22 protein-coding genes are annotated in these 21963 nt (G+C 40.5%); 20 read left to right on the plus strand and 2 right to left on the minus strand.

The window, feature by feature from the left end:
* Positions 1–6 precede the first annotated feature (6 nt).
* Together B7723_RS09165 and B7723_RS09170 are read right to left on the minus strand one after the other, a co-directional pair.
* Positions 7–1188: a BaiN/RdsA family NAD(P)/FAD-dependent oxidoreductase gene (locus B7723_RS09165; protein WP_084849538.1), complete on the minus strand. Its 1182-nt coding sequence runs from the start codon at positions 1186–1188 to the stop codon at positions 7–9.
* Between the two features lie 57 nt (positions 1189–1245).
* Positions 1246–2091 (minus strand): DegV family protein, encoded by an 846-nt coding sequence (locus B7723_RS09170; RefSeq protein ID WP_084849438.1) that lies wholly within the window; start codon positions 2089–2091, stop codon positions 1246–1248.
* A gap of 124 nt (positions 2092–2215) precedes the next feature.
* Here B7723_RS09170 and B7723_RS09175 point away from each other — a divergent pair, with 124 nt between their 5' ends.
* The 20 genes from B7723_RS09175 to B7723_RS09275 all read left to right on the plus strand — a co-directional run bounded on the left by B7723_RS09175 (position 2216) and on the right by B7723_RS09275 (position 21854).
* Positions 2216–2773, plus strand: coding sequence for a TetR/AcrR family transcriptional regulator (locus B7723_RS09175; RefSeq protein ID WP_084849437.1), 558 nt, complete (start codon positions 2216–2218; stop codon positions 2771–2773).
* Between the two features lie 18 nt (positions 2774–2791).
* Positions 2792–3259 carry a deoxycytidylate deaminase gene (locus B7723_RS09180; RefSeq protein WP_071851366.1) on the plus strand — a complete coding sequence of 156 codons (468 nt, stop codon included), beginning with the start codon at positions 2792–2794 and terminating at the stop codon, positions 3257–3259.
* Positions 3260–3347: 88 nt separating this feature from the next.
* A complete protein-coding gene (upp, locus tag B7723_RS09185) occupies positions 3348–3977 on the plus strand; it encodes a uracil phosphoribosyltransferase (protein WP_084849537.1) in 630 nt (209 codons plus the stop codon).
* 173 nt (positions 3978–4150) lie between these two features.
* Positions 4151–4741, plus strand: a complete 591-nt coding sequence (gene clpP, locus B7723_RS09190) for an ATP-dependent Clp protease proteolytic subunit ClpP (RefSeq protein WP_000613466.1) — start codon at positions 4151–4153, stop codon at positions 4739–4741.
* A gap of 78 nt (positions 4742–4819) precedes the next feature.
* Positions 4820–5089 carry a YlbG family protein gene (locus B7723_RS09195; protein ID WP_084849436.1) on the plus strand — a complete coding sequence of 90 codons (270 nt, stop codon included), beginning with the start codon at positions 4820–4822 and terminating at the stop codon, positions 5087–5089.
* A gap of 87 nt (positions 5090–5176) precedes the next feature.
* Positions 5177–6337, plus strand: a complete 1161-nt coding sequence (locus B7723_RS09200) for an ABC transporter substrate-binding protein (protein ID WP_000726128.1) — start codon at positions 5177–5179, stop codon at positions 6335–6337.
* A 119-nt stretch (positions 6338–6456) separates the two neighbouring features.
* Positions 6457–7326 (plus strand): branched-chain amino acid ABC transporter permease, encoded by an 870-nt coding sequence (locus tag B7723_RS09205; protein ID WP_000941413.1) that lies wholly within the window; start codon positions 6457–6459, stop codon positions 7324–7326.
* A 3-nt stretch (positions 7327–7329) separates the two neighbouring features.
* Positions 7330–8286: a branched-chain amino acid ABC transporter permease gene (locus tag B7723_RS09210; protein WP_084849435.1), complete on the plus strand. Its 957-nt coding sequence runs from the start codon at positions 7330–7332 to the stop codon at positions 8284–8286.
* Positions 8286–9050: an ABC transporter ATP-binding protein gene (locus B7723_RS09215; protein ID WP_001186014.1), complete on the plus strand. Its 765-nt coding sequence runs from the start codon at positions 8286–8288 to the stop codon at positions 9048–9050. Before B7723_RS09210 ends, B7723_RS09215 begins: the two co-directional genes overlap by 1 nt.
* Positions 9050–9760, plus strand: coding sequence for an ABC transporter ATP-binding protein (locus B7723_RS09220; RefSeq protein ID WP_000062207.1), 711 nt, complete (start codon positions 9050–9052; stop codon positions 9758–9760). The genes B7723_RS09215 and B7723_RS09220 overlap by 1 nt, the downstream gene beginning before the upstream one ends.
* 306 nt (positions 9761–10066) lie before the next feature.
* On the plus strand, positions 10067–11845 hold the full coding sequence (locus B7723_RS09225) for a phosphotransferase (RefSeq protein ID WP_084849434.1): 1779 nt from the start codon (positions 10067–10069) through the stop codon (positions 11843–11845).
* Between the two features lies 1 nt (position 11846).
* A complete protein-coding gene (locus B7723_RS09230; protein ID WP_000859104.1) occupies positions 11847–12032 on the plus strand; it encodes a hypothetical protein in 186 nt (61 codons plus the stop codon).
* 1 nt (position 12033) lies between these two features.
* On the plus strand, positions 12034–13461 hold the full coding sequence (locus tag B7723_RS09235) for a cytosine permease (RefSeq protein ID WP_049485407.1): 1428 nt from the start codon (positions 12034–12036) through the stop codon (positions 13459–13461).
* A gap of 152 nt (positions 13462–13613) precedes the next feature.
* On the plus strand, positions 13614–14270 hold the full coding sequence (locus tag B7723_RS09240; RefSeq protein WP_000268643.1) for a CBS domain-containing protein: 657 nt from the start codon (positions 13614–13616) through the stop codon (positions 14268–14270).
* A gap of 110 nt (positions 14271–14380) precedes the next feature.
* Positions 14381–15476, plus strand: a protein-coding gene (gene prfB, locus B7723_RS09250) for a peptide chain release factor 2 (protein ID WP_142357994.1) whose coding sequence is annotated in 2 segments (ribosomal slippage) — positions 14381–14452 and positions 14454–15476 — 1095 coding nt in all. Because the reading frame shifts where the segments join, the coding sequence is not laid out codon by codon here.
* A 17-nt stretch (positions 15477–15493) separates the two neighbouring features.
* Positions 15494–16186, plus strand: a complete 693-nt coding sequence (ftsE, locus tag B7723_RS09255; protein WP_000022275.1) for a cell division ATP-binding protein FtsE — start codon at positions 15494–15496, stop codon at positions 16184–16186.
* Positions 16179–17105 carry a permease-like cell division protein FtsX gene (gene ftsX / locus B7723_RS09260; protein WP_000625556.1) on the plus strand — a complete coding sequence of 309 codons (927 nt, stop codon included), beginning with the start codon at positions 16179–16181 and terminating at the stop codon, positions 17103–17105. The genes ftsE and ftsX overlap by 8 nt, the downstream gene beginning before the upstream one ends.
* A 219-nt stretch (positions 17106–17324) precedes the next feature.
* Positions 17325–19511, plus strand: a complete 2187-nt coding sequence (locus B7723_RS09265) for a PTS transporter subunit IIBC (RefSeq protein ID WP_084849432.1) — start codon at positions 17325–17327, stop codon at positions 19509–19511.
* Positions 19512–19562: 51 nt separating this feature from the next.
* Positions 19563–20378, plus strand: coding sequence for an endonuclease/exonuclease/phosphatase family protein (locus B7723_RS09270; RefSeq protein ID WP_084849431.1), 816 nt, complete (start codon positions 19563–19565; stop codon positions 20376–20378).
* A 132-nt stretch (positions 20379–20510) separates the two neighbouring features.
* Complete coding sequence (locus B7723_RS09275) at positions 20511–21854, plus strand: DEAD/DEAH box helicase (RefSeq protein ID WP_084849430.1); 1344 nt, start codon at positions 20511–20513, stop codon at positions 21852–21854.
* Positions 21855–21963: the final 109 nt, after the last annotated feature.

Below are 21963 nucleotides of genomic sequence, written 5' to 3' on the forward strand. Positions count from 1 at the left end.
CCTTTCTTATTTGGTATTTATTGGATTTGAGCCTGCCACCCAGCCAGTACAGAGTGCAGAAGTGATATTAAAGCCACCCGTGTGGGCATTGATATCCAGTACCTCGCCAGCAAAGTGGAGCCCAGGAACGAGTTTGCTTTCCAGAGTTTTAGGATTGATTTCTTTGAGACTGACACCGCCTTTAGTTACAAAGGATTTGGCAAGAGACATTTTGCCAGTCACAGGAATTTTGAGAGCCTTGATAGACTGGAGTAGTTGCTCGCGTTCTTTTTCAGTTAGTTGTTTGACTTTTTCAGGATAGCCTTGCACCAAAAATTCTGCCAAGCGTTCTGGAAGCAAAGTTTTTAAAGCATTTTTCAAGGATTTTTCCCGATTATCTTCTAGAAATGTAATCAAGTCCTCTTCAGAAAGTTGAGGCAAAACATCTAGCGAGAGAACCTCCCCGCCCTTGACAAAGCTGGACATACGTAGAGCAGCAGGGCCTGAAAAACCAAAGTGTGTAAAGAGCAGATCGTGGGTGATGACATGCTTGCCATAGCTTAAGGTCACGTCATCTAGGGAAATTCCCTGCAAGGCCTTATGTGGAAAATCAGTCAACAATGGGCTCTCAGCAGCTTCAAGCTCGGTAATGGTGTGCTTAAAATGGCGGGCAATTTCGTGACCAAATCCGGTCGAACCAGTAGAAGGATAGGATTTTCCACCTGTTGTGACTATGAGTTTATCACAAGTGAAGATCTGGTCCGCGGATTTCAGTACAAACTGGTCGTCTATCTTTTTAACCGAAACAATCTCTGTTTGAGTGAGAACTTGTCCGCCTAGCTCAGCGATTTTCTTTTCCAAGGCCTCGATAATAGTCCGAGATTTATCGCTATCAGGAAAGACACGTCCGTGGTCCTCGACCTTAAGCTTAACACCATTTTCCGTGAAAAAGTTGATGATATCATGGTTATCAAACTGGGAAAATACACTGTATAAAAAGCGCCCGTTACCAGGAATTCCAGCCAGTAGGTCATCTAAAGTTCCATTGTTGGTCACATTACAACGACCACCGCCCGTTCCAGCTAATTTTTTGCCAAGTTTGCGATTTTTTTCGATGAGAAGAGTTTTCTGACCATAAAAGCTACTGGAAATGGTAGCCATCATGCCAGCAGGTCCCCCACCAATGACAATAGTATCAAAATGTTTCATAGCTCTATTGTACCACAAAAAACAAGAGATGCTTGGCATCTCTTGTTGCTCATAATCTTAGTTAATTTCATATCCCATCAACAAACCGCCATCTTCTGCATAGAAACTGCAGAGACCAGACGTCGGGATGATTTTAATATCCGCTTGTGGGAAGGTTTCCAGCAAGCGTTCTGACAATTGCTGACAGAATTTTTCATTGTTGCGATGAGCCATGACAATTCGACCACCAGCATAGCCAGCCTTGATGAGCTCTTCATAGGCTGCTTGAAGGGATTTTTTTGGTCCACGCGCTTTTTGGAGTAGTTCTAGAGTTCCAGTTTCACTTGCTTCCCCAACCATACGGATGTTGAGAAGGCCAACGACTGTACCGATAAGCTTACTCAAACGACCATTTTTGACCAAGTTATCGACCTTAGCAAGGACAAAGAGCAACTTCGTTTTTTCTTGGTAGGCTGTAATGGCTTCAACAATTTCCTCATAAGAAAGTCCTTGATCAATCAAGCTATTGATTTTTTCGACTATCAAGTCAACCTCACCACCTGCAGACAATGTATCGATTACATGAATCTGAGTGTCAGGATGTTCTTCAAGATAGATATTCTTAGCGAGCTGTGCACTATTATGGCTACCTGAAAGAGTACCAGTAATGGTAATGACAAAGATATGCTTAGCACCTTCAAATGCACGCAGGTAATCATCAGGGCTAGGACAAGCTGATTTTGAAGCCTCAGAAGTCGCATACATGGTTTCCATCATGTGGTCAATGTCGAGATTGGCATCATCAATAAAGACCTGATCAGCAACTTGAATGGTTAAAGGAACACTCACAAATTCAGTATCAATAGCAGGAGTTGCAAGTTGACGATAATCACAACCAGAGTCAGCTACAATCTTCCAAGTCATAGAAATTCTCCATCTTTGTCACTTATACATTGACAAAGGTTCTGTCTTTTTTTACAATTATATCATGAAAGCCCTTGAAACAAAAGTACCACCTCTCTGTTGTCACAAGTAGAAAGAAATTGTTATGCCTGAACGTAAAATATCTGAAAAATCTCTTGAAAATCTCAGAAAATCAAATCAAGAATCCAATTTTTTAACCAGAGAAGCAATCGAGACGGCTCTTTTGCAACTGCTAGAGAAAAAAGACTTGGCCAAGATCAGCATTTCGGAGCTGGTCAAACGGGCGGGTGTCTCTCGTGCCGCCTTTTATCGTAACTATGACTCCAAAGAAGAGATTTTGGAAAGCGTCTTTAAACGCAGTGTCCATAACATTATGGAACAGCTGAGCCACTACGATGTCAAAACAGACCTTTATCTGGTCTGGGTACACCTTTTCCGCGCAGCCAAGAAAGAAGCCAAGGTTATCCAACTTGCTCTGGACTACCACTTGGAAAAGATTTTCGTCCAAGCCATGCAGGAATTTCTGGAAAAATACCACGGAAAATCAAAAGGCGTTAGCAGCTACCTTCATTCCTTTTGGAGTTCTGCCATCGTATCGGTTTTGCTCAAATGGATCAAGGATGGCATGAAGGTTCCGGCTGAAAAGATTGCAGATTTACGCTTGCCATTTTTCAAAAAGTAGAGGAAAAGGAGAAGACTTATGACAGAAAAAAGACTGGCTTGGGATGAGTACTTTGCGGCTCAAGCCTTACTGATTGCCAATCGTTCTACTTGTAAACGTGCCAAGGTGGGAGCTGTTCTAGTCAAGGATAATAAGGTGATTTCAACAGGCTACAATGGTTCCGTATCAGGAACGGAGCACTGTATTGACCACGAATGTCTGGTCATTGAAGGTCACTGTGTTCGAACCCTTCACGCCGAGGTCAATGCCATCTTGCAAGGAGCTGAACGAGGGGTTCCAAGAGGATTTACAGCCTATGTGACCCATTTCCCTTGTCTGAACTGCACCAAACAACTGCTTCAAGTTGGTTGCAAGCGCGTGGTTTATATCAACCAGTACCGTATGGACGACTATGCCCAGTATCTTTATCAAGAAAAAGGCACTGAGTTGACCCATTTACCATTAGAGACTGTTCAGACAGCTCTTCAAGAGGCAGATTTGCTTTAAAAATTAATTAAAATAAATGGTTTAGAAAGCTTTTTAAACCGTTTTTTGATATAATAAGAGGAATAAATTGAAAGAAGGAACTCAGAAAATGGGAAAAATTGAAGTCATTAATCATCCACTCATTCAACACAAGTTGTCTATCTTGCGTCGTACAGACACTTCCACAAAAGCTTTCCGTGAACTAGTAGATGAGATCGCAATGTTGATGGGATATGAAGTACTTCGTGATCTTCCACTTGAAGATGTTGAAATCGAAACACCTATCACAAAGACCGTTCAAAAACAATTGGCTGGGAAAAAATTGGCGATTGTCCCAATATTGCGTGCAGGTATCGGAATGGTCGATGGCCTCTTGAGCTTGGTTCCAGTAGCAAAAGTTGGGCACATTGGTATGTACCGTGATGAAGAAACCCTTCAACCAGTTGAATACTTGGTGAAATTGCCTGAGGACATTGACCAACGTAAAATCTTTGTAGTGGACCCAATGTTGGCAACAGGTGGTTCAGCTATCTTGGCTGTTGACTCTCTTAAAAAACGTGGGGCATCAAACATCAAGTTTGTCTGCCTTGTAGCTGCTCCAGAAGGAGTGAAAGCTCTTCAAGAAGCACACCCAGATGTAGAAATCTTTACAGCAGCCTTGGATGAACGCTTGAACGAACACGGTTATATCGTTCCAGGTCTTGGAGATGCTGGAGACCGCTTGTTCGGTACTAAATAAAATCCCAAAGTAAATAGTGAAACTAGAAGTTCGTTTTTAACTTGAAAGGAGGTTGAGTTTTTGTTTCTGTTTAGAGAATAGAGCAAAAATTTGACCTTTTTTGACCAAAAAGATATAATAGTTCTGTATTGAGTCGTAAGACTAAGAAAATTCAACATTAAAAGGAGAAATGAATGATTCCTGTAGTTATTGAACAAACAAGCCGTGGAGAACGTTCCTATGATATTTACTCTCGTCTTCTGAAAGACCGCATCATCATGCTAACAGGTCCAGTTGAAGACAACATGGCCAACTCCGTTATCGCCCAATTACTTTTCTTGGATGCCCAAGACAGCACAAAAGATATTTACCTTTATGTCAATACACCTGGGGGCTCTGTTTCAGCTGGTTTGGCAATCGTTGATACCATGAACTTTATCAAGGCAGATGTCCAAACAATCGTTATGGGGATGGCTGCATCCATGGGGACTGTTATTGCATCAAGTGGCGCCAAAGGCAAACGTTTCATGCTTCCAAATGCAGAGTACATGATTCACCAACCAATGGGTGGTACAGGTGGTGGTACCCAACAAACCGATATGGCAATCGCTGCAGAGCACTTGCTTAAAACTCGTAAGACATTGGAGCAAATCCTTGCAGATAACTCTGGTAAATCAGTCGAGCAAATTCATGCAGATGCGGAACGTGATTACTGGATGAGTGCCCAAGAAACACTTGAATATGGCTTTATTGATGAAATCATGGCCAACAATTCTTTGAACTAATAATGCATGAAAGCAAACTCGACGGAGTTTGCTTTTTTTGATATAATAGGATAAGATTTCTTAGAAAGAGGCTTCCTCATGTTTGAAAAAACAAATCGATCAGGATTAATCATCTATCTCTACTATAATCGAGATGCAAAAAAACTTCAGGAATACGGTGATATCTGTTACCATTCCAAAAAACATCGTTACTTGCAGCTCTATGTTCCAACTGAGGAGTTAGATGACTTAGTTGAGAGATTAGGTAAGGAAAGATATATCAAGAAAATTAGACGTTGCCATATTCAAGAGCTAGAAACTCCCTTCGTTAGGAATCTCTATCGGACTGAAGAAAACGTTATCATTTAAAAAGTTAAACAAATACATTGACAATTTTCTGATAATTCGGTATATTCTTAACATACAATTTTTGAAACAACTATAAGGAGATTAAAAATGAAGAAAAAATTTGCCCTATCTTTTGTGGCTCTTGCTAGTGTGGCTCTTCTTGCTGCCTGTGGAGAGGTCAAGTCAGGAGCGTCAAACACAACTGGAAATCCAGTAGACGAAAAAACAATTAAAATCGGTTTTAACTTTGAAGAGACAGGTGCTGTGGCAGCTTATGGTACAGCTGAACAAAAAGGTGCCCAACTTGCTGTAGACGAAATCAACGCTGCAGGTGGAATTGATGGAAAACAAATCGAAGTTGTAGACAAAGACAACAAGTCAGAAACTGCTGAAGCAGCTTCTGTTACAACAAACCTTGTTACCCAATCAAAAGTAGCAGCTATTGTAGGACCTGCGACATCTGGTGCAACTGCTGCAGCTGTAGCTAACGCTACAAAAGCTGGAGTGCCATTGATTTCACCAAGTGCTACTCAAGACGGTTTGACTAAAGGTCAAGATTACCTATTTATCGGAACATTCCAAGATAGCTTCCAAGGGAAGATTATTTCTAACTATGTAACAAACAAATTGAATGCTAAGAAGGTTGTTCTTTATACTGACAATGCTAGTGACTATGCAAAAGGTATTGCTAAATCTTTCCGCGAAGCCTACAAGGGTGAGATTGTAGCAGATGAAACATTCGTAGCAGGTGATACTGACTTCCAAGCAGCCCTTACTAAAATGAAAGACAAAGAGTTTGACGCTATCGTAGTTCCAGGTTACTACACAGAAGCTGGTAAAATTGTAAACCAAGCTCGTGGTATGGGAATTGATAAGCCAATCATTGGTGGTGATGGATTTAACGGTGAAGAATTTGTTCAACAAGCAACTGCTGAAAGAGCATCAAACATTTACTTCATCTCTGGATTCTCAACCACAGTTGATGTTTCTGCAAAAGCTAAAGCTTTCCTTGAAGCATACCGCGCTAAATACAACGAAGAGCCTTCAACATTCTCAGCTTTGGCCTATGACTCAGTTTACCTAGTAGCAAATGCTGCAAAAGGTGCTAAAAACTCAGGTGAAATCAAGGACAACCTTGCTAAAACCAAAGATTTTGATGGTGTAACTGGTCAAACAAGCTTTGATGCTGACCACAATACAGTGAAAACTGCTTACATGATGACCATGAACAATGGTAAAGTTGAAGAAGCAGAAGTTGTAAAACCATAACATTAGAATAGTACTTGAAATGGGGAATGAGCCTTTGACTCACTCCCTGTTTCGGTGTTTATGAACTTGTGAAAATAATGAAATTTTCTAAAAAATAACGATAGAAAAGAGTGAATGCTATGCTCCAACAACTTGTGAATGGTCTAATTCTGGGTAGTGTTTATGCACTTTTGGCTCTGGGTTATACCATGGTTTATGGAATTATCAAACTCATCAACTTCGCCCATGGCGATATTTACATGATGGGTGCCTTTATTGGTTACTTTTTGATTAATTCTTTCCAAATGGATTTCTTTTTAGCTTTAATTATTTCAATGGCAGGGACCGCGTTACTTGGTGTTGTGATTGAGTTTCTTGCCTACCGTCCTTTGCGACATTCTACACGTATTGCTGTATTGATTACTGCCATCGGAGTGTCTTTCCTACTGGAATACGGAATGGTTTATCTAGTAGGTGCCAATACTCGTGCCTTCCCTCAAGCAATTGAAACAGTCCGCTTTGACTTGGGACCAATTAGCTTGACAAATGTTCAATTGATGATTTTAGCAGTTTCTGTCCTCTTGATGGTTTTATTGCAATTGATCGTCCAAAAAACAAAAATGGGGAAAGCCATGCGTGCGGTATCAGTTGATAGTGACGCAGCTCAATTGATGGGAATTAATGTAAATCGTACAATCAGCTTTACCTTTGCTTTGGGTTCAGCCCTTGCTGGTGCAGCAGGAGTCCTTATTGCCCTTTACTACAACTCTCTTGAACCTTTGATGGGTGTGACTCCAGGTCTAAAATCATTCGTTGCGGCCGTACTCGGTGGTATCGGGATTATTCCTGGTGCAGCTCTAGGGGGATTTGTGATTGGCTTGTTGGAAACATTTGCTACTGCCTTCGGTATGTCTGATTTCCGTGATGCTATCGTATATGGAATCTTGCTTTTGATTCTGATTGTTCGACCTGCAGGTATCCTTGGTAAGAATGTGAAAGAGAAGGTGTAAACAATGAAGACAAATCTTAAAGTAAATATTCTCTGGTTATTCCTTCTGTTAGCGGGTTATGGGTTGATTAGTGTACTGGTTTCTGCTGGTGTTCTCAATCTATTCCATGTCCAAATTTTAGAACAAATTGGGATTAATATCATCCTTGCAGTAGGTTTGAACTTAATCGTTGGTTTTTCAGGACAATTCTCACTCGGTCATGCTGGTTTTATGGCGATTGGGGCTTATGCAGCAGCGATTATTGGTTCAAAATCACCAACCTATGGTGCCTTCTTTGGAGCAATGGTCTTGGGTGCCTTGATTTCTGGTGCAGTCGCTTTGCTCGTTGGGATTCCAACACTCCGTTTGAAGGGTGATTACCTGGCTGTTGCGACACTAGGTGTTTCAGAAATCATTCGTATCTTTATCATTAATGGTGGAAGTTTGACCAACGGTGCCGCTGGTATCTTGGGTATCCCAAACTTTACCAACTGGCAAATGGTTTATCTTTTTGTGGTGATCACAACTATTGCAACTCTCAATTTCTTACGTAGTCCAATTGGACGCTCTACTCTATCTGTTCGTGAGGATGAGATTGCTGCAGAGTCTGTTGGGGTAAACACTACAAAGATCAAGATTATCGCTTTTGTCTTTGGAGCCATTACAGCAAGTATTGCTGGTTCACTTCAGGCTGGTTTTATCGGATCTGTTGTACCAAAAGACTACACCTTTATTAATTCCATCAACGTGTTGATTATCGTTGTATTTGGTGGACTTGGATCGATTACTGGTACCATCGTTTCAGCGATTGTTTTAGGAATTTTAAATATGCTCCTTCAGGATGTAGCAAGCGTACGTATGATTATCTACGCTTTGGCTCTTGTATTGGTGATGATTTTCAGACCAGGTGGACTTCTTGGGACATGGGAATTGAGTCTATCACGTTTCTTTAAAACATCGAAGAAGGAGGGACAAAACTAATGGCATTACTTGAAGTTAAACAGTTAACCAAACATTTTGGCGGTCTAACAGCTGTTGGAGATGTCACTCTTGAATTGAACGAGGGAGAATTGGTTGGTCTGATTGGACCAAATGGTGCTGGTAAAACAACCCTTTTCAATCTCTTGACCGGTGTTTATGAACCAAGCGAAGGTACTGTGACACTAGATGGTCACCTCCTAAATGGGAAAACTCCCTATAAGATTGCCTCACTTGGTCTCAGTCGTACTTTCCAAAATATTCGTTTGTTCAAGGACTTGACAGTTTTGGAAAATGTTTTGATTGCTTTTAGCAATCATCATAAACAACATGTCCTTGCGAGCTTCCTACGCCTACCAGCTTTTTATAAGAACGAGGAAGAATTAAAAAGCAAAGCATTGGACTTACTGAAGATTTTTGATTTGGATGGCGACGCAGATACTCTTGCCAAGAATCTGGCCTATGGTCAACAACGTCGATTAGAAATCGTTCGTGCTCTGGCAACTGAACCTAAGATCCTCTTTTTGGACGAACCTGCAGCTGGTATGAATCCACAAGAAACAGCTGAATTGACAGAATTGATCCGTCGTATCAAAGATGAATTTAAAATTACCATCATGCTTATCGAACATGACATGAATTTGGTTATGGAAGTCACTGAGCGTATCTATGTTCTTGAATATGGTCGGTTGATTGCTCATGGGACTCCGGATGAGATCAAGAACAACAAACGCGTTATTGAAGCTTATCTAGGAGGTGAAGCCTAATGTCTATGTTAAAAGTTGAAAACCTCTCTGTGCATTACGGTATGATCCAAGCAGTTCGTGATGTAAGTTTCGAGGTTAATGAAGGTGAAGTTGTTTCCTTGATTGGTGCCAATGGTGCTGGTAAAACAACCATTCTTCGTACCCTTTCAGGTTTAGTTCGTCCAAGTGCTGGTAAAATTCAGTTTTTGGGAAAAGAAATTCAAAAGTTGCCAGCGCAAAAAATCGTGGCAGGTGGTCTTTCACAAGTTCCTGAGGGACGCCATGTTTTTCCAGGCTTGACTGTTATGGAAAACTTGGAAATGGGAGCCTTTTTAAAGAAAAATCGTGAAGAAAATCAAGCTAACTTGAAAAAAGTCTTTTCACGTTTCCCTCGTCTGGAAGAACGTAAAAACCAAGATGCAGCAACTCTTTCAGGTGGTGAACAGCAGATGCTTGCTATGGGACGCGCTCTCATGTCTACACCTAAGCTCCTTCTCTTGGATGAGCCGTCAATGGGACTTGCCCCGATCTTTATCCAAGAAATTTTTGATATCATTCAAGATATTCAGAAGCAAGGAACAACGGTTCTCCTAATTGAACAGAACGCTAACAAGGCCCTTGCTATCTCTGACCGAGGTTATGTACTTGAAACAGGCAAGATCGTCCTATCAGGAACAGGAAAAGAGCTCGCAGCATCAGATGAAGTCAGAAAAGCATATCTAGGTGGCTAAAAAGGTCCCGGGGACCTTTTTAGTCGGCAGATAAGGATTGCGCAAGTAATCATCCAATCCAGTGGATTGTTTTAGTCGGAGGATAAGGATTGCAGCCAAGCGACACCTAATACGACTACTTATCTTACTTATCAAAAATATAAAATATTTCAGGGCTCCAGAATAAGGAGCTCTTTTATTTATATGTTTTTTGAGGAAAGGGAAGAAGGTCTTAATTTTTACTCATTGTTTCCCTATTTGAATTGACAGTCATTTTTGTTCATATTATAATATGAGTAAGAAAAAATTGAACAGGAGGACTTAGAAATGCTAACAGAAAAACAATTTAAACTTTTGCGTTTTATGTTGATACATAAAGAAAAGACATTTACTCAGCGACAGTTAGCTGAAGAGTTAGACCTATCTTTAGGAACAATCAACACATTATTGAAAAAACTGAAAGAAGAGAAGTGGCTTGATGAGGAGCATCACTTAACTGAACTAGGCCAGAAAGTTTTAGAACCCTATCGAGTAAAAAATGCCATTATAATGGCTGCTGGCATGAGTAGTCGTTTTGCTCCTTTGTCTTATGAGATTCCAAAAGGATTGCTTCAAGTCAAGGGGGAACGCTTGATAGAGAGGGAAATCAGACAGCTGCAAGAAGCAGGAATAGAAGATATAACTGTTATTGTAGGCTATCTTCAAGAAAAAATGTTCTATCTTGCAGAGAAGTTTGGTGTAAAAATTTTAGTGAATAATGATTACTACAAATACAATAACTGCTCATCTCTTATGTTGGTTAAAGATCAACTTTCCAACACTTATATTTGTTCATCGGATAATTATTTTGTGGAAAATCCGTTTGAGCAATATATTTATAGTGGTTATTACTCGACGATATTTGCAGAAGGTCAAACGGACGAATATTGTGCGATAGAGGATTCGAATCACACCATCATTGATATCCAAATTGGTGGAGAAAATACTTGGGCCATGGTGGGGCACGTTTATTTCGACCGTGCATTTAGCGAGAAATTCAAGGAAATTTTAGAAAGCGAGTTTAAACACGAACCTTATCGGGAACAGCTTTGGGAGGATTACTATAGTCGCCATGTCAAGGAACTCCTTTTAGAAGCCCGCCACTATTCAGCGGATATTGTTAAAGAATTTGATTCACTAGATGAACTCCGTCAATTTGATGAACGTTATTTGGTAAATGCAGATTCGGCCATTATTGATAATATCTGTAAGACATTAAAGTGTGTGGCTTCAGATATTGTCAATATCAAACCTCTAAAAGATGGGTTAACCAACACATCATTTTCATTTGACTGTCTAGGGAAAAAATATGTTTACCGTCATCCGGGTAGGGGAACAGAAAATTATATCGACCGAGCTAGTGAAGCAGCTTCAATGGAAATTGCTGCAAAATTAAAGATTGACCGTACCTTCGTAGCTATGAACAAGGATGAGGGCTGGAAAATTTCAGAATTTATTCCCAATGCTAAGCAACTGGATTATGATAATTGGGATGATGTGGCACAAGCAATGGACCTCTTGAGACGGTTACACCAATCTGGAGAAAAAACGGAACATTCCTTTGACCAATTTGAAGGAATTGATGATTTTAGAGAAAAATTGAAGGCTAGAAATCGATTTGAATTTGATGGCCTCGAGGAATTGGATGAAACTGTTTCACTTCTCAAAAATTATTTACAGAACGATCCGAAACAGGTTGTTCTTTGTCATGGAGATTCCTATAGTCCTAATTTCTTGTTGAATGAAGCAGGCGAAATGAGCTTGATTGATTGGGAATATTCTGGAATGGGAGAGCCAGCAGGAGATTTGGGCACCTTTATCGCGTGTTCCAATTATACCGTGGAGGATGCTGAAAAAGTACTGGAATTGTATCTACAGGAAGTACCAGATAGGAAAACCAAACGTCACTACTTGGCTTATGTAGCAGTAACCTCATATTATTGGTTCTTGTGGGCTTTGTTCCAGGAGAGTGTCGGAAAACCAGTTGGTGAATTTCTCTACATCTGGTATCGCTATACCAAACAATATGGACAACTAGCTCTTGATTTGTATTTGGAGGAAAACTAAGATGAAAACGACATCTGAAATTGAAGAATTAGTAGCAACTGAAACAAAGAGAAGATTGGAAGAAATGGAGTCGCCCAACTACGAGTTTGTTCAACCCTTCCTAAAAAGTGATTTCATTTTAATCATCTCCATAGTCCTAATCAACCTTGTTTTGATTATCTTAGCAATGACGGGAGGAATTCAATAACATGTCTAAAATGAATGACTATATCCAACAAGAAACCATAACCGGAATTGTTCCCATGACCAATAAGGATCGTCAGTATTCTTTCTGGGATCTCTTTCTATCGACAAGTGGTTTTGCCATTGCTACTTGGTGTTATACCCAAGGAGCCTATGTAGCTCAATATTTGACCTTTAATCAAATGTTGATAAATATTTTTAGCTTTAACATTATCTGGGTCTTTATTGAATGTCTTCCTATTTTGTTTGCGGTTAAGTATGGAATTGATTTGTGGATTTGGTTGAGAGCTGTTCTAGGAAAAAGAGGTGTAGCCCTGTTATCAACCATTATTAGCTTGGCTAACTTTGGATGGTATGCTGTTGCGGCCAATCTTTTTGCTAGTTCCATGATCCATTTGGCAAATAATTTTGGTCTTGGTTTGGACAAGGGAGTATGGGCGCCTATTCTTGGTACCCTCTGTGTTCTGCTTGGAACTCTCATTGCTCTTGGAGGCCCGGAAGTGATTAAATGGACCAATCGCTTCTTGGTTATCGCCTTATTGATTGTCGGTCTGATTATCGTTGGAATCTGCTTTGTCGCCGTTCCTATAACGGATATTATGAATATCCAACCAGCCACTCAAGGAGATTTGACGCCATTAGAACGCTTCATGCTCTCTGGAGAAGGAAATGTTGCCTTTGCTTTCTCTTGGTCTACACAGGCATTGGTTTTACCGCGTTTAGCAAAAACAGAACGCAGTGGTTATTGGGCTACAGCCTTATCATACGGAGTTGTGGCTCCATTCTTCGTTGCTACAGGTGGAGTCATGGCTCTAGCCATGTTTGTCAAAACAGGTGTGTATGAAAGTGATCCAACAACCATGCTATCAACTCTAAGCACCCCAGCCTTTGCTCTCTTAAGTCTACTACTAGTGGCCTTTGCCAATATTGGAACCCAGGGAACAGGATCGTATGTGAACTGTATGATTGTCAAAAGCGGGATGCCAAAAGTAAGCTATAAACTAATGGTTTGGATTGCCATGGTTTACGTGAGTCTACTCACTATCTGGGGAGGAGTAGAAGAGTATTTCGGATCCTTCATCTCCCTAGCCGCCTATATTCAGGGGCCAATTATTGGTATGATTGTTGTCGACTATTTTATCTTAAGAAAACGAAAACTCGACTTGCGTTCAGCCTATTTCCTTGAAGGGCATGACGCCTACGAATTTACTAAAGGATTTAACTTAGTTGGCTTGTCTTGCGTATTTATCTCCTTATTGGTAGCGGTACTTTTTGTCTACAACCCTGTAACTGCACAAATTCAAAGTCCAATCTTTTTAATCACAACTGGTAGCGGATTTACTGCGCTATTTGGTGGTCTACTATACTGGCTAGCTAGTCTTAGCCCACTGAAACGTTATATGATAAAAGATCGAGACACTGTTACGATTTAAGAATAGAGGGGACTTCGGTTCCCTTTTAAATTACACTGGCATTTTATGCAAACTTCTCAGATTATTCAAAATCTTGAAAAAGAGATGAAAGCGTTTGATAGATTTTCTAAGAAAGTGTATAATAAAAGTAGCAATATAGAAGGAGAAGTCTCATGGCAGTTAAAGATTTCATGACCCGTAAGGTAGTTTATATCAGTCCAGATACGACTGTAGCACATGCAGCGGATTTGATGCGCGAGCAAGGTTTGCACCGTTTACCTGTTATCGAAAACGATCAATTAGTCGGATTGGTAACAGAAGGAACCATTGCGGAAGCCAGCCCATCTAAAGCAACCAGTCTCTCTATCTATGAGATGAATTATCTTCTGAATAAAACCAAAGTAAAAGATGTAATGATTCGAGATGTCGTGACTGTTTCTGGCTATGCTAGTCTAGAAGATGCGACCTACCTGATGCTGAAAAATAAAATTGGGATATTACCAGTCGTAGACAATCATCAGGTCTACGGTGTCATTACAGATCGCGATGTTTTTCAGGCTTTCTTGGAAATCGCTGGATACGGAGAAGAGGGGATTCGGGTTCGTTTCATTACAGAAAATGAAGTCGGAGTACTGGGGAAAATTGTAGCTTTAATTGTAGAAGAGGATTTAAATATTTCCCATACTGTAAACATTCCACGTAAGGATGGCAAGGTCGTCATCGAAGTTCAAATTGATGGAAAAATCGATTTGACTGCATTAAAGGATAAGTTTGAAAAAGAAGGAATTCAAGTGGAGGAGATCACTCATACCTCTGCCAAAGTCCTTTAAACAAGAGGCTTTAGAGCCTCTTTTCTTTTGTCATCAAAAGCGGTGAAAAGCAAAATATGGAAAGAAATGAGAGATTATGGTATAATAAAACGATATGAAAAGGAGTATCTATGGACATTTCAGAAATTCGTCAAAAAATTGACGCAAATCGTGAAAAATTAGCTTCTTTTAGGGGGTCTCTTTGACCTCGAAGGCTTAGAGGAAGAGATTGCCATCTTGGAAAACAAGATGACAGAGCCTGATTTTTGGAACGATAATATCGCGGCCCAAAAAACGTCGCAAGAATTAAATGAATTAAAAAATACCTACAACACCTTCCGTAAAATGGAAGAGTTGCAGGATGAAGTTGAGATTTTATTGGACTTTTTAGTAGAAGACGAGTCAGTCCATGATGAACTGGTCGAACAGTTGACAGAACTGGATAAGATGATGACCAGCTACGAGATGACCCTTCTTTTATCTGAACCCTATGACCATAATAACGCTATTTTGGAAATCCATCCAGGATCTGGTGGTACTGAGGCTCAGGACTGGGGCGATATGTTGCTCCGGATGTACACTCGTTATGGAAATGCCAAATGCTTTAAAGTAGAAGTCTTGGATTACCAGGCTGGTGATGAAGCAGGTATCAAATCTGTGACCTTGTCTTTTGAAGGACCCAATGCATACGGCCTACTTAAATCAGAAATGGGTGTTCACCGTTTGGTCCGTATTTCGCCATTTGACTCTGCCAAACGTCGCCATACTTCATTTACATCCGTAGAGGTTATGCCTGAGTTGGATGATACCATCGAAGTGGAGATTCGTGAAGATGATATCAAAATGGATACCTTCCGTTCAGGTGGCGCTGGTGGACAAAACGTCAATAAGGTTTCAACAGGTGTGCGTTTGACACACATTCCTACGGGAACTGTCGTCCAATCAACGGTCGATCGTACCCAGTATGGAAATAGAGATCGTGCCATGAAGATGTTGCAGGCTAAGCTCTATCAAATGGAGCAAGAAAAGAAAGCTGCGGAAGTTGATTCTCTTAAAGGTGAGAAAAAAGAAATCACTTGGGGAAGTCAAATCCGTTCATATGTTTTCACGCCTTATACTATGGTAAAAGATCACCGTACAAGCTTTGAAGTTGCTCAGGTAGATAAGGTGATGGATGGAGACCTTGATGGTTTTATCGATGCCTACCTCAAGTGGCGAATCAGCTAAGATAGAAAGGAACTCATATGTCAATCATTGAAATGAGAGATGTTGTCAAAAAGTATGACAATGGAACGACTGCCCTGCGTGGTGTATCTGTTACCATTGAACCAGGAGAGTTTGCCTATATCGTAGGACCTTCTGGGGCAGGTAAGTCAACCTTTATTCGAGCTTTATACCGAGAAGTAAAGATCGAAAAAGGAAGCCTAACAGTTGCAGGCTTTAATTTAGTTAAAATTAAGAAGAAAGATGTCCCGCTTCTACGTCGTAGTGTTGGGGTAGTCTTTCAGGATTACAAACTTTTGCCTAAGAAGACCGTTTATGAGAATATTGCCTATGCAATGGAAGTAATCGGTGAGAGCCGTCGCAACATCAAAAAACGTGTTATGGAAGTATTGGACCTGGTTGGTTTGAAACATAAGGTTCGCTCTTTCCCTAATGAACTCTCAGGTGGAGAGCAGCAACGGATTGCGATTGCGCGCGCGATTGTCAACAATCCTAAGGTATTGATTGCCGATGAGCCAACAGGAAACTTGGACCCAGATAATTCATGGGAAATTATGAATCTGTTGGAACGCATCAATCTCCAAGGTACTACTGTCTTGATGGCGACTCACAATAGCCAGATTGTAAATACCTTGCGCCACCGTGTCATTGCCATTGAAAATGGCCGTGTCGTTCGTGACGAAGCTAAAGGAGAATATGGATACGATGATTAGTAGATTTTTTCGCCATTTATTTGAATCACTAAAAAGTTTAAAACGAAATGGCTGGATGACAGTAGCAGCAGTGAGTTCGGTTATGATTACCTTAACACTCGTTGCCCTGTTTGCATCTGTAATTTTTAATACAGCAAAACTGGCTACCGACATTGAAAACAACGTTCGGGTCATGGTTTACATTCGTAAGGATGTAGCTGATAACAGTGAAACGATTGAAAAAGAAGGTCAGACAGTTACCAATAATGACTACCACAAGGTATATGATGCTTTGAAAGCTATGCCTGCTGTTAAGAGTGTTACCTTCTCAAGTAAAGAAGAACAGTACGAAAAACTAACGGAAACAATGGGTGACGATTGGAAGGTCTTTGAAGGGGATGCCAACCCTCTCTATGATGCCTATATCGTCGATACAAATTCTCCGAGTGATGTTAAAACTGTAGCTGAAGAAGCTAAGAAAATTGAGGGAGTATCAGAAGTTCAAGATGGTGGAGCCAACACTCAACGACTTTTCGAACTAGCTTCCTTTATCCGTGTTTGGGGATTGGTTATTGCAGGGCTCTTGATTTTCATCGCAGTCTTCCTCATTTCCAATACCATTCGTATCACTATTATTTCACGTAGTCGTGAGATTCAGATCATGCGTCTTGTAGGAGCGAAAAATGGCTATATCCGTGGTCCATTCTTGCTAGAAGGTGCTTTTATTGGCTTGCTTGGTGCAGCGATTCCTTCAGTCCTTGTATTTTTTGTTTACAATATGGTTTATCAATCAGTCAATAAATCCTTGGTAGGTCAAAACTTGTCAATGATTACGCCAGATGTGTTTATCCCTCTGATGACAGTCCTATTATTTATAATCGGAATTTTCATTGGTTCAATTGGTTCAGGGATTTCAATGCGTCGATTCTTGAAGATCTAGTTGGATTTAAATGCAAATTGCAGAACAAATCAGAAAAATAATACATATTTAAAAGAGAAGTTTTCGTAAACTTCTCTTTTTCTTTTTTAAAAATTAAAAAAAATAGACAATTTTTTTATAAAAGCCTTTACAAAAAAAATAAAAGTGGTATAATTAATACATAACCAAATGCAAACGTTTTCGTAAAACGTTTGCCTAAATAAAATAAAGGAGATTTGAATGATGAAAGCTACATTCAAAAATGTCTTGTCTTTCGAATTTTGGCAAAAATTCGGTAAGGCTTTAATGGTGGTTATCGCCGTTATGCCAGCGGCGGGATTGATGATCTCAATCGGTAAATCAATCGTGATGATCGACCCAAACCTTGCTCCTCTAGTGATTACAGGTGGAATCCTTGAGCAAATTGGTTGGGGGGTTATCGGTAACCTTCATATCTTGTTTGCCCTTGCTATTGGGGGAAGCTGGGCAAAAGAACGTGCAGGTGGTGCATTTGCAGCCGGACTTGCCTTTATCTTGATTAACCGTATCACAGGTACTATCTTCGGTGTTACAGGTGATATGTTGAAAAACCCTGAAGCAATGGTTACTACTTTCTTTGGTGGTTCAATCAAGGTTGCTGACTACTTTATCAGCGTTCTTGAGGCACCAGCGCTTAACATGGGGGTTTTCGTAGGGATTATCTCTGGTTTTGTTGGGGCAACAGCTTATAACAAATACTACAACTTCCGTAAACTTCCTGATGCTCTTTCATTCTTCAATGGTAAACGTTTCGTACCATTCGTCGTTATTCTTCGTTCAACTATTGCTGCAATTCTACTTGCTGCCTTTTGGCCAGTAGTTCAAACAGGTATCAACAACTTTGGTATTTGGATTGCCAACTCACAAGAAACTGCTCCAGTCCTTGCACCATTCTTGTATGGTACTTTGGAACGTTTGCTCTTGCCATTCGGTCTTCACCACATGTTGACAATCCCAATGAACTATACAGCTCTTGGTGGAACATACGAAGTGTTAACTGGTGCAGCAAAAGGAACACAAGTATTTGGTCAAGATCCACTTTGGCTTGCTTGGGTAACTGACCTTGTTAACCTTAAAGGTTCAAATGCTGACCAATACCAACACCTTCTTACAACAGTCACTCCAGCTCGTTTCAAAGTTGGACAAATGATCGGTTCATTTGGTATCTTGATGGGTGTCATCGTTGCTATCTACCGCAATGTTGATGCTGACAAGAAACACCAATACAAGGGTATGATGATTGCGACAGCCCTTGCAACATTCTTGACAGGGGTTACTGAACCTATCGAGTATATGTTCATGTTCATCGCAACACCGCTTTACCTTGTTTATTCAGTAGTTCAAGGTGCTGCCTTTGCTATGGCAGATATTGTTCACCTTCGTGTCCACTCATTCGGTTCAATTGAATTCTTGACTCGTACACCATTGGCAATTAATGCTGGTATTGGTATGGATATCGTTAACTTTATCTGGGTAACTGTTCTCTTTGCGGTTATCATGTACTTCATTGCCAACTTCATGATTAAGAAATTCAACTACGCAACTCCAGGACGTAACGGAAACTACGAAACAGCTGAAGGAGCATCAGAAGAAGCAGCTTCTGGAACTCCAAAAGTTGCAGCAGCTTCTCAAGCCGTAAATATCATTAACCTTCTTGGTGGTCGTGCAAATATCGTAGATGTGGATGCATGTATGACTCGTCTTCGTGTAACTGTTAAAGACGCAGATCGCGTTGGTACTGAGGAACAATGGAAAGCAGAAGGGGCTATGGGGCTTGTCATGAAAGGACAAGGTGTCCAAGCTATCTACGGACCAAAAGCTGATGTATTGAAATCTGATATCCAAGATATCCTTGACTCAGGGGAAGTAATTCCTGAAACTCTTCCAAGTCAAATGACAGAAACTCAACAAAATACTGTCCATTTCAAAGGTGTAACTGAGGATGTTTACTCAGTAGCTGACGGTCAAGTTGTTGCCTTGGAACAAGTGGAAGATCCAGTTTTTGCTCAAAAAATGATGGGTGATGGATTTGCAGTAGAGCCAGCAAATGGCAACATTGTATCTCCAGTTACTGGTACTGTATCAAGTATCTTCCCAACAAAACACGCTCTTGGTCTTGTCACTGACTCAGGTCTTGAAGTGCTTGTTCATATTGGTTTGGATACAGTAAGTCTTGAAGGAAAACCATTTACTGTTCATGTCTCTGAAGGACAAAAAGTGGTTGCTGGTGATCTTCTTGTCACTGCTGACTTAGATGCTATTCGAGAAGCAGGACGCAAAACATCAACAGTGGTTGTCTTCACAAATGGTGATGTCCTCAAATCAGTTAAATTAGAACAAACAGGTTCTCTTGCAGCTAAAACAGCAGTTGCTAAAGTAGAATTGTAATATACTTGGGGTTGGAAGCTGTTTTCCAACCTCTTGTTTTAGGAGAAAAGCATGAAATTTCTAACACTCAATACCCACAGTTGGATGGAGAAGGAAGCGGAGGAAAAATTCCAAATCTTACTCCAAGACATTCTTGATAAGGACTATGATTTGATTTGTTTCCAAGAGATCAATCAAGAAATGACTTCGCCTGAGGGAGAGGTTAACACTCACTATCAAGCTTTACCATCAGCAGAACCCATTCATCAGGATCACTATGTCCGACTCCTGGTCGAAAAATTGGCTGAGAAAGGGAAAAACTACTACTGGACTTGGGCTTACAATCATATTGGCTATGATCGCTACCATGAAGGCGTAGCCATCTTATCTAAAACACCTATTAAGGCGCGTGAGATTTTAGTATCAGATGTAGATGATCCAACGGATTACCATACTCGCCGTGTTGCCTTGGCTGAGACAGAGGTTGAAGGCAAGGAACTTGCTCTTGCAAGCGTTCATCTCTCTTGGTGGGATAAAGGTTTCCAAGAAGAATGGGCACGATTTGAGGCTGTACTAAAAGAGTTGAACAAACCTCTGATTTTAGCAGGTGATTTTAATAATCCAGCTGGTCAGGAAGGCTATCAAGCGATTTTAGCTAGCCCATTAGGATTACAAGACGCGTTTGAAGTTGCGAAAGAAAGAAGTGGTAGCTATACCGTTCCACCAGAAATTGATGGCTGGAAAGGCAATACTGAGCCACTACGAATCGACTACGTCTTTACGACCAAAGAGTTAGAAGTAGAGAGTTTACAAGTAGTTTTCGATGGCCAAAATAGTCCACAAGTCAGTGATCATTATGGTTTGAATGCTGTATTGACCTGGAAATAATGAAAGAGGTTGGAACCAGAGAGTTCCAACCTTTTAATCTATTCGAATCTTTACTACAGGACTGAGACTCAAATGGGGCTACTGCAATAGGACAAAATATGGTATAATTGAAAAGATAGAATCGAGGATAGTATGTCATTTAAGAAATTTCAATTTAAAAATTATATAGTAGAAGCCTTGGAGGAGTTAAAATTTACAACTCCGACAGAGGTACAAGAAAAATTAATCCCTATTGTACTGGCAGGTCGTGATTTGGTGGGCGAGTCGAAAACTGGTTCAGGAAAGACTCATACTTTCTTATTACCCATTTTCCAGCAATTAGATGAAACTAGCGATAGTGTGCAAGCGGTCATTACTGCACCGAGTCGTGAGTTGGCTACTCAAATCTACCAAGCAGCTCGTCAGATTGCAGCTCACTCAGATGTCGAAGTTCGTGTGGTTAATTATGTGGGTGGGACGGATAAGGCGCGTCAGATTGAAAAACTTGCCAGCAACCAACCACATATCGTTATCGGAACGCCAGGTCGCATCTATGATTTGGTCAAATCTGGTGATTTGGCTATTCACAAGGCCAAGACCTTCGTTGTCGATGAAGCCGATATGACCTTGGATATGGGATTCTTAGAAACAGTTGATAAGATAGCAGGAAGCCTTCCTAAGGACCTGCAATTCATGGTTTTTTCAGCGACCATTCCACAGAAGTTACAACCGTTTTTGAAAAAATATTTGTCAAATCCTGTTATGGAAAAAATCAAAACAAAAACAGTCATCTCTGATACCATTGATAACTGGTTGATTTCGACCAAGGGACGAGATAAGAATTCTCAGATTTATGAATTGACTCAGTTGATGCAACCGTATTTGGCAATGATCTTTGTTAACACAAAAACGCGTGCTGATGAGTTACATGCATACTTGACTGCTCAAGGATTGAAGGTAGCAAAGATTCATGGAGATATTGCCCCTCGTGAACGCAAGCGGATCATGAATCAGGTGAAAAATCTTGATTTTGAGTATATTGTCGCAACGGACTTGGCAGCGCGTGGAATTGATATTGAAGGTGTCAGTCATGTTATCAATGACGCCATTCCTCAAGACTTGTCCTTCTTTGTTCACCGTGTGGGACGTACTGGACGCAATGGTCTTCCTGGTACAGCTATTACCCTTTACCAGCCAAGTGATGACTCGGATATCCGTGAATTGGAGAAATTAGGGATTAAGTTTACCCCTAAGATGGTCAAAGACGGAGAGTTTCAAGATACCTATGACCGTGATCGTCGTGCCAATCGTGAAAAGAAGCAGGACAAGCTTGATATTGAAATGATTGGCTTGGTTAAAAAGAAAAAGAAAAAAGTCAAACCAGGCTATAAGAAGAAGATTCAATGGGCGGTGGATGAAAAACGTCGCAAAACCAAGCGTGCTGAAAATCGGGCTCGTGGCCGTGTCGAGCGTAAAGCCAAACGCCAAACATTTTAAAAACTCAGTAGAATCACCTGATTCTACTGAGTTTTTATTCCTTAATTTATTCAAAAAATCTAATAATTATATCTTTGAAATAATTTGATAAATGAAACAGTAATAGTGT

The sequence above is a fragment of the Streptococcus oralis subsp. oralis genome (assembly GCF_002096435.1).
GTDB classification, from domain to species: Bacteria; Bacillota; Bacilli; order Lactobacillales; family Streptococcaceae; genus Streptococcus; species Streptococcus oralis_AA.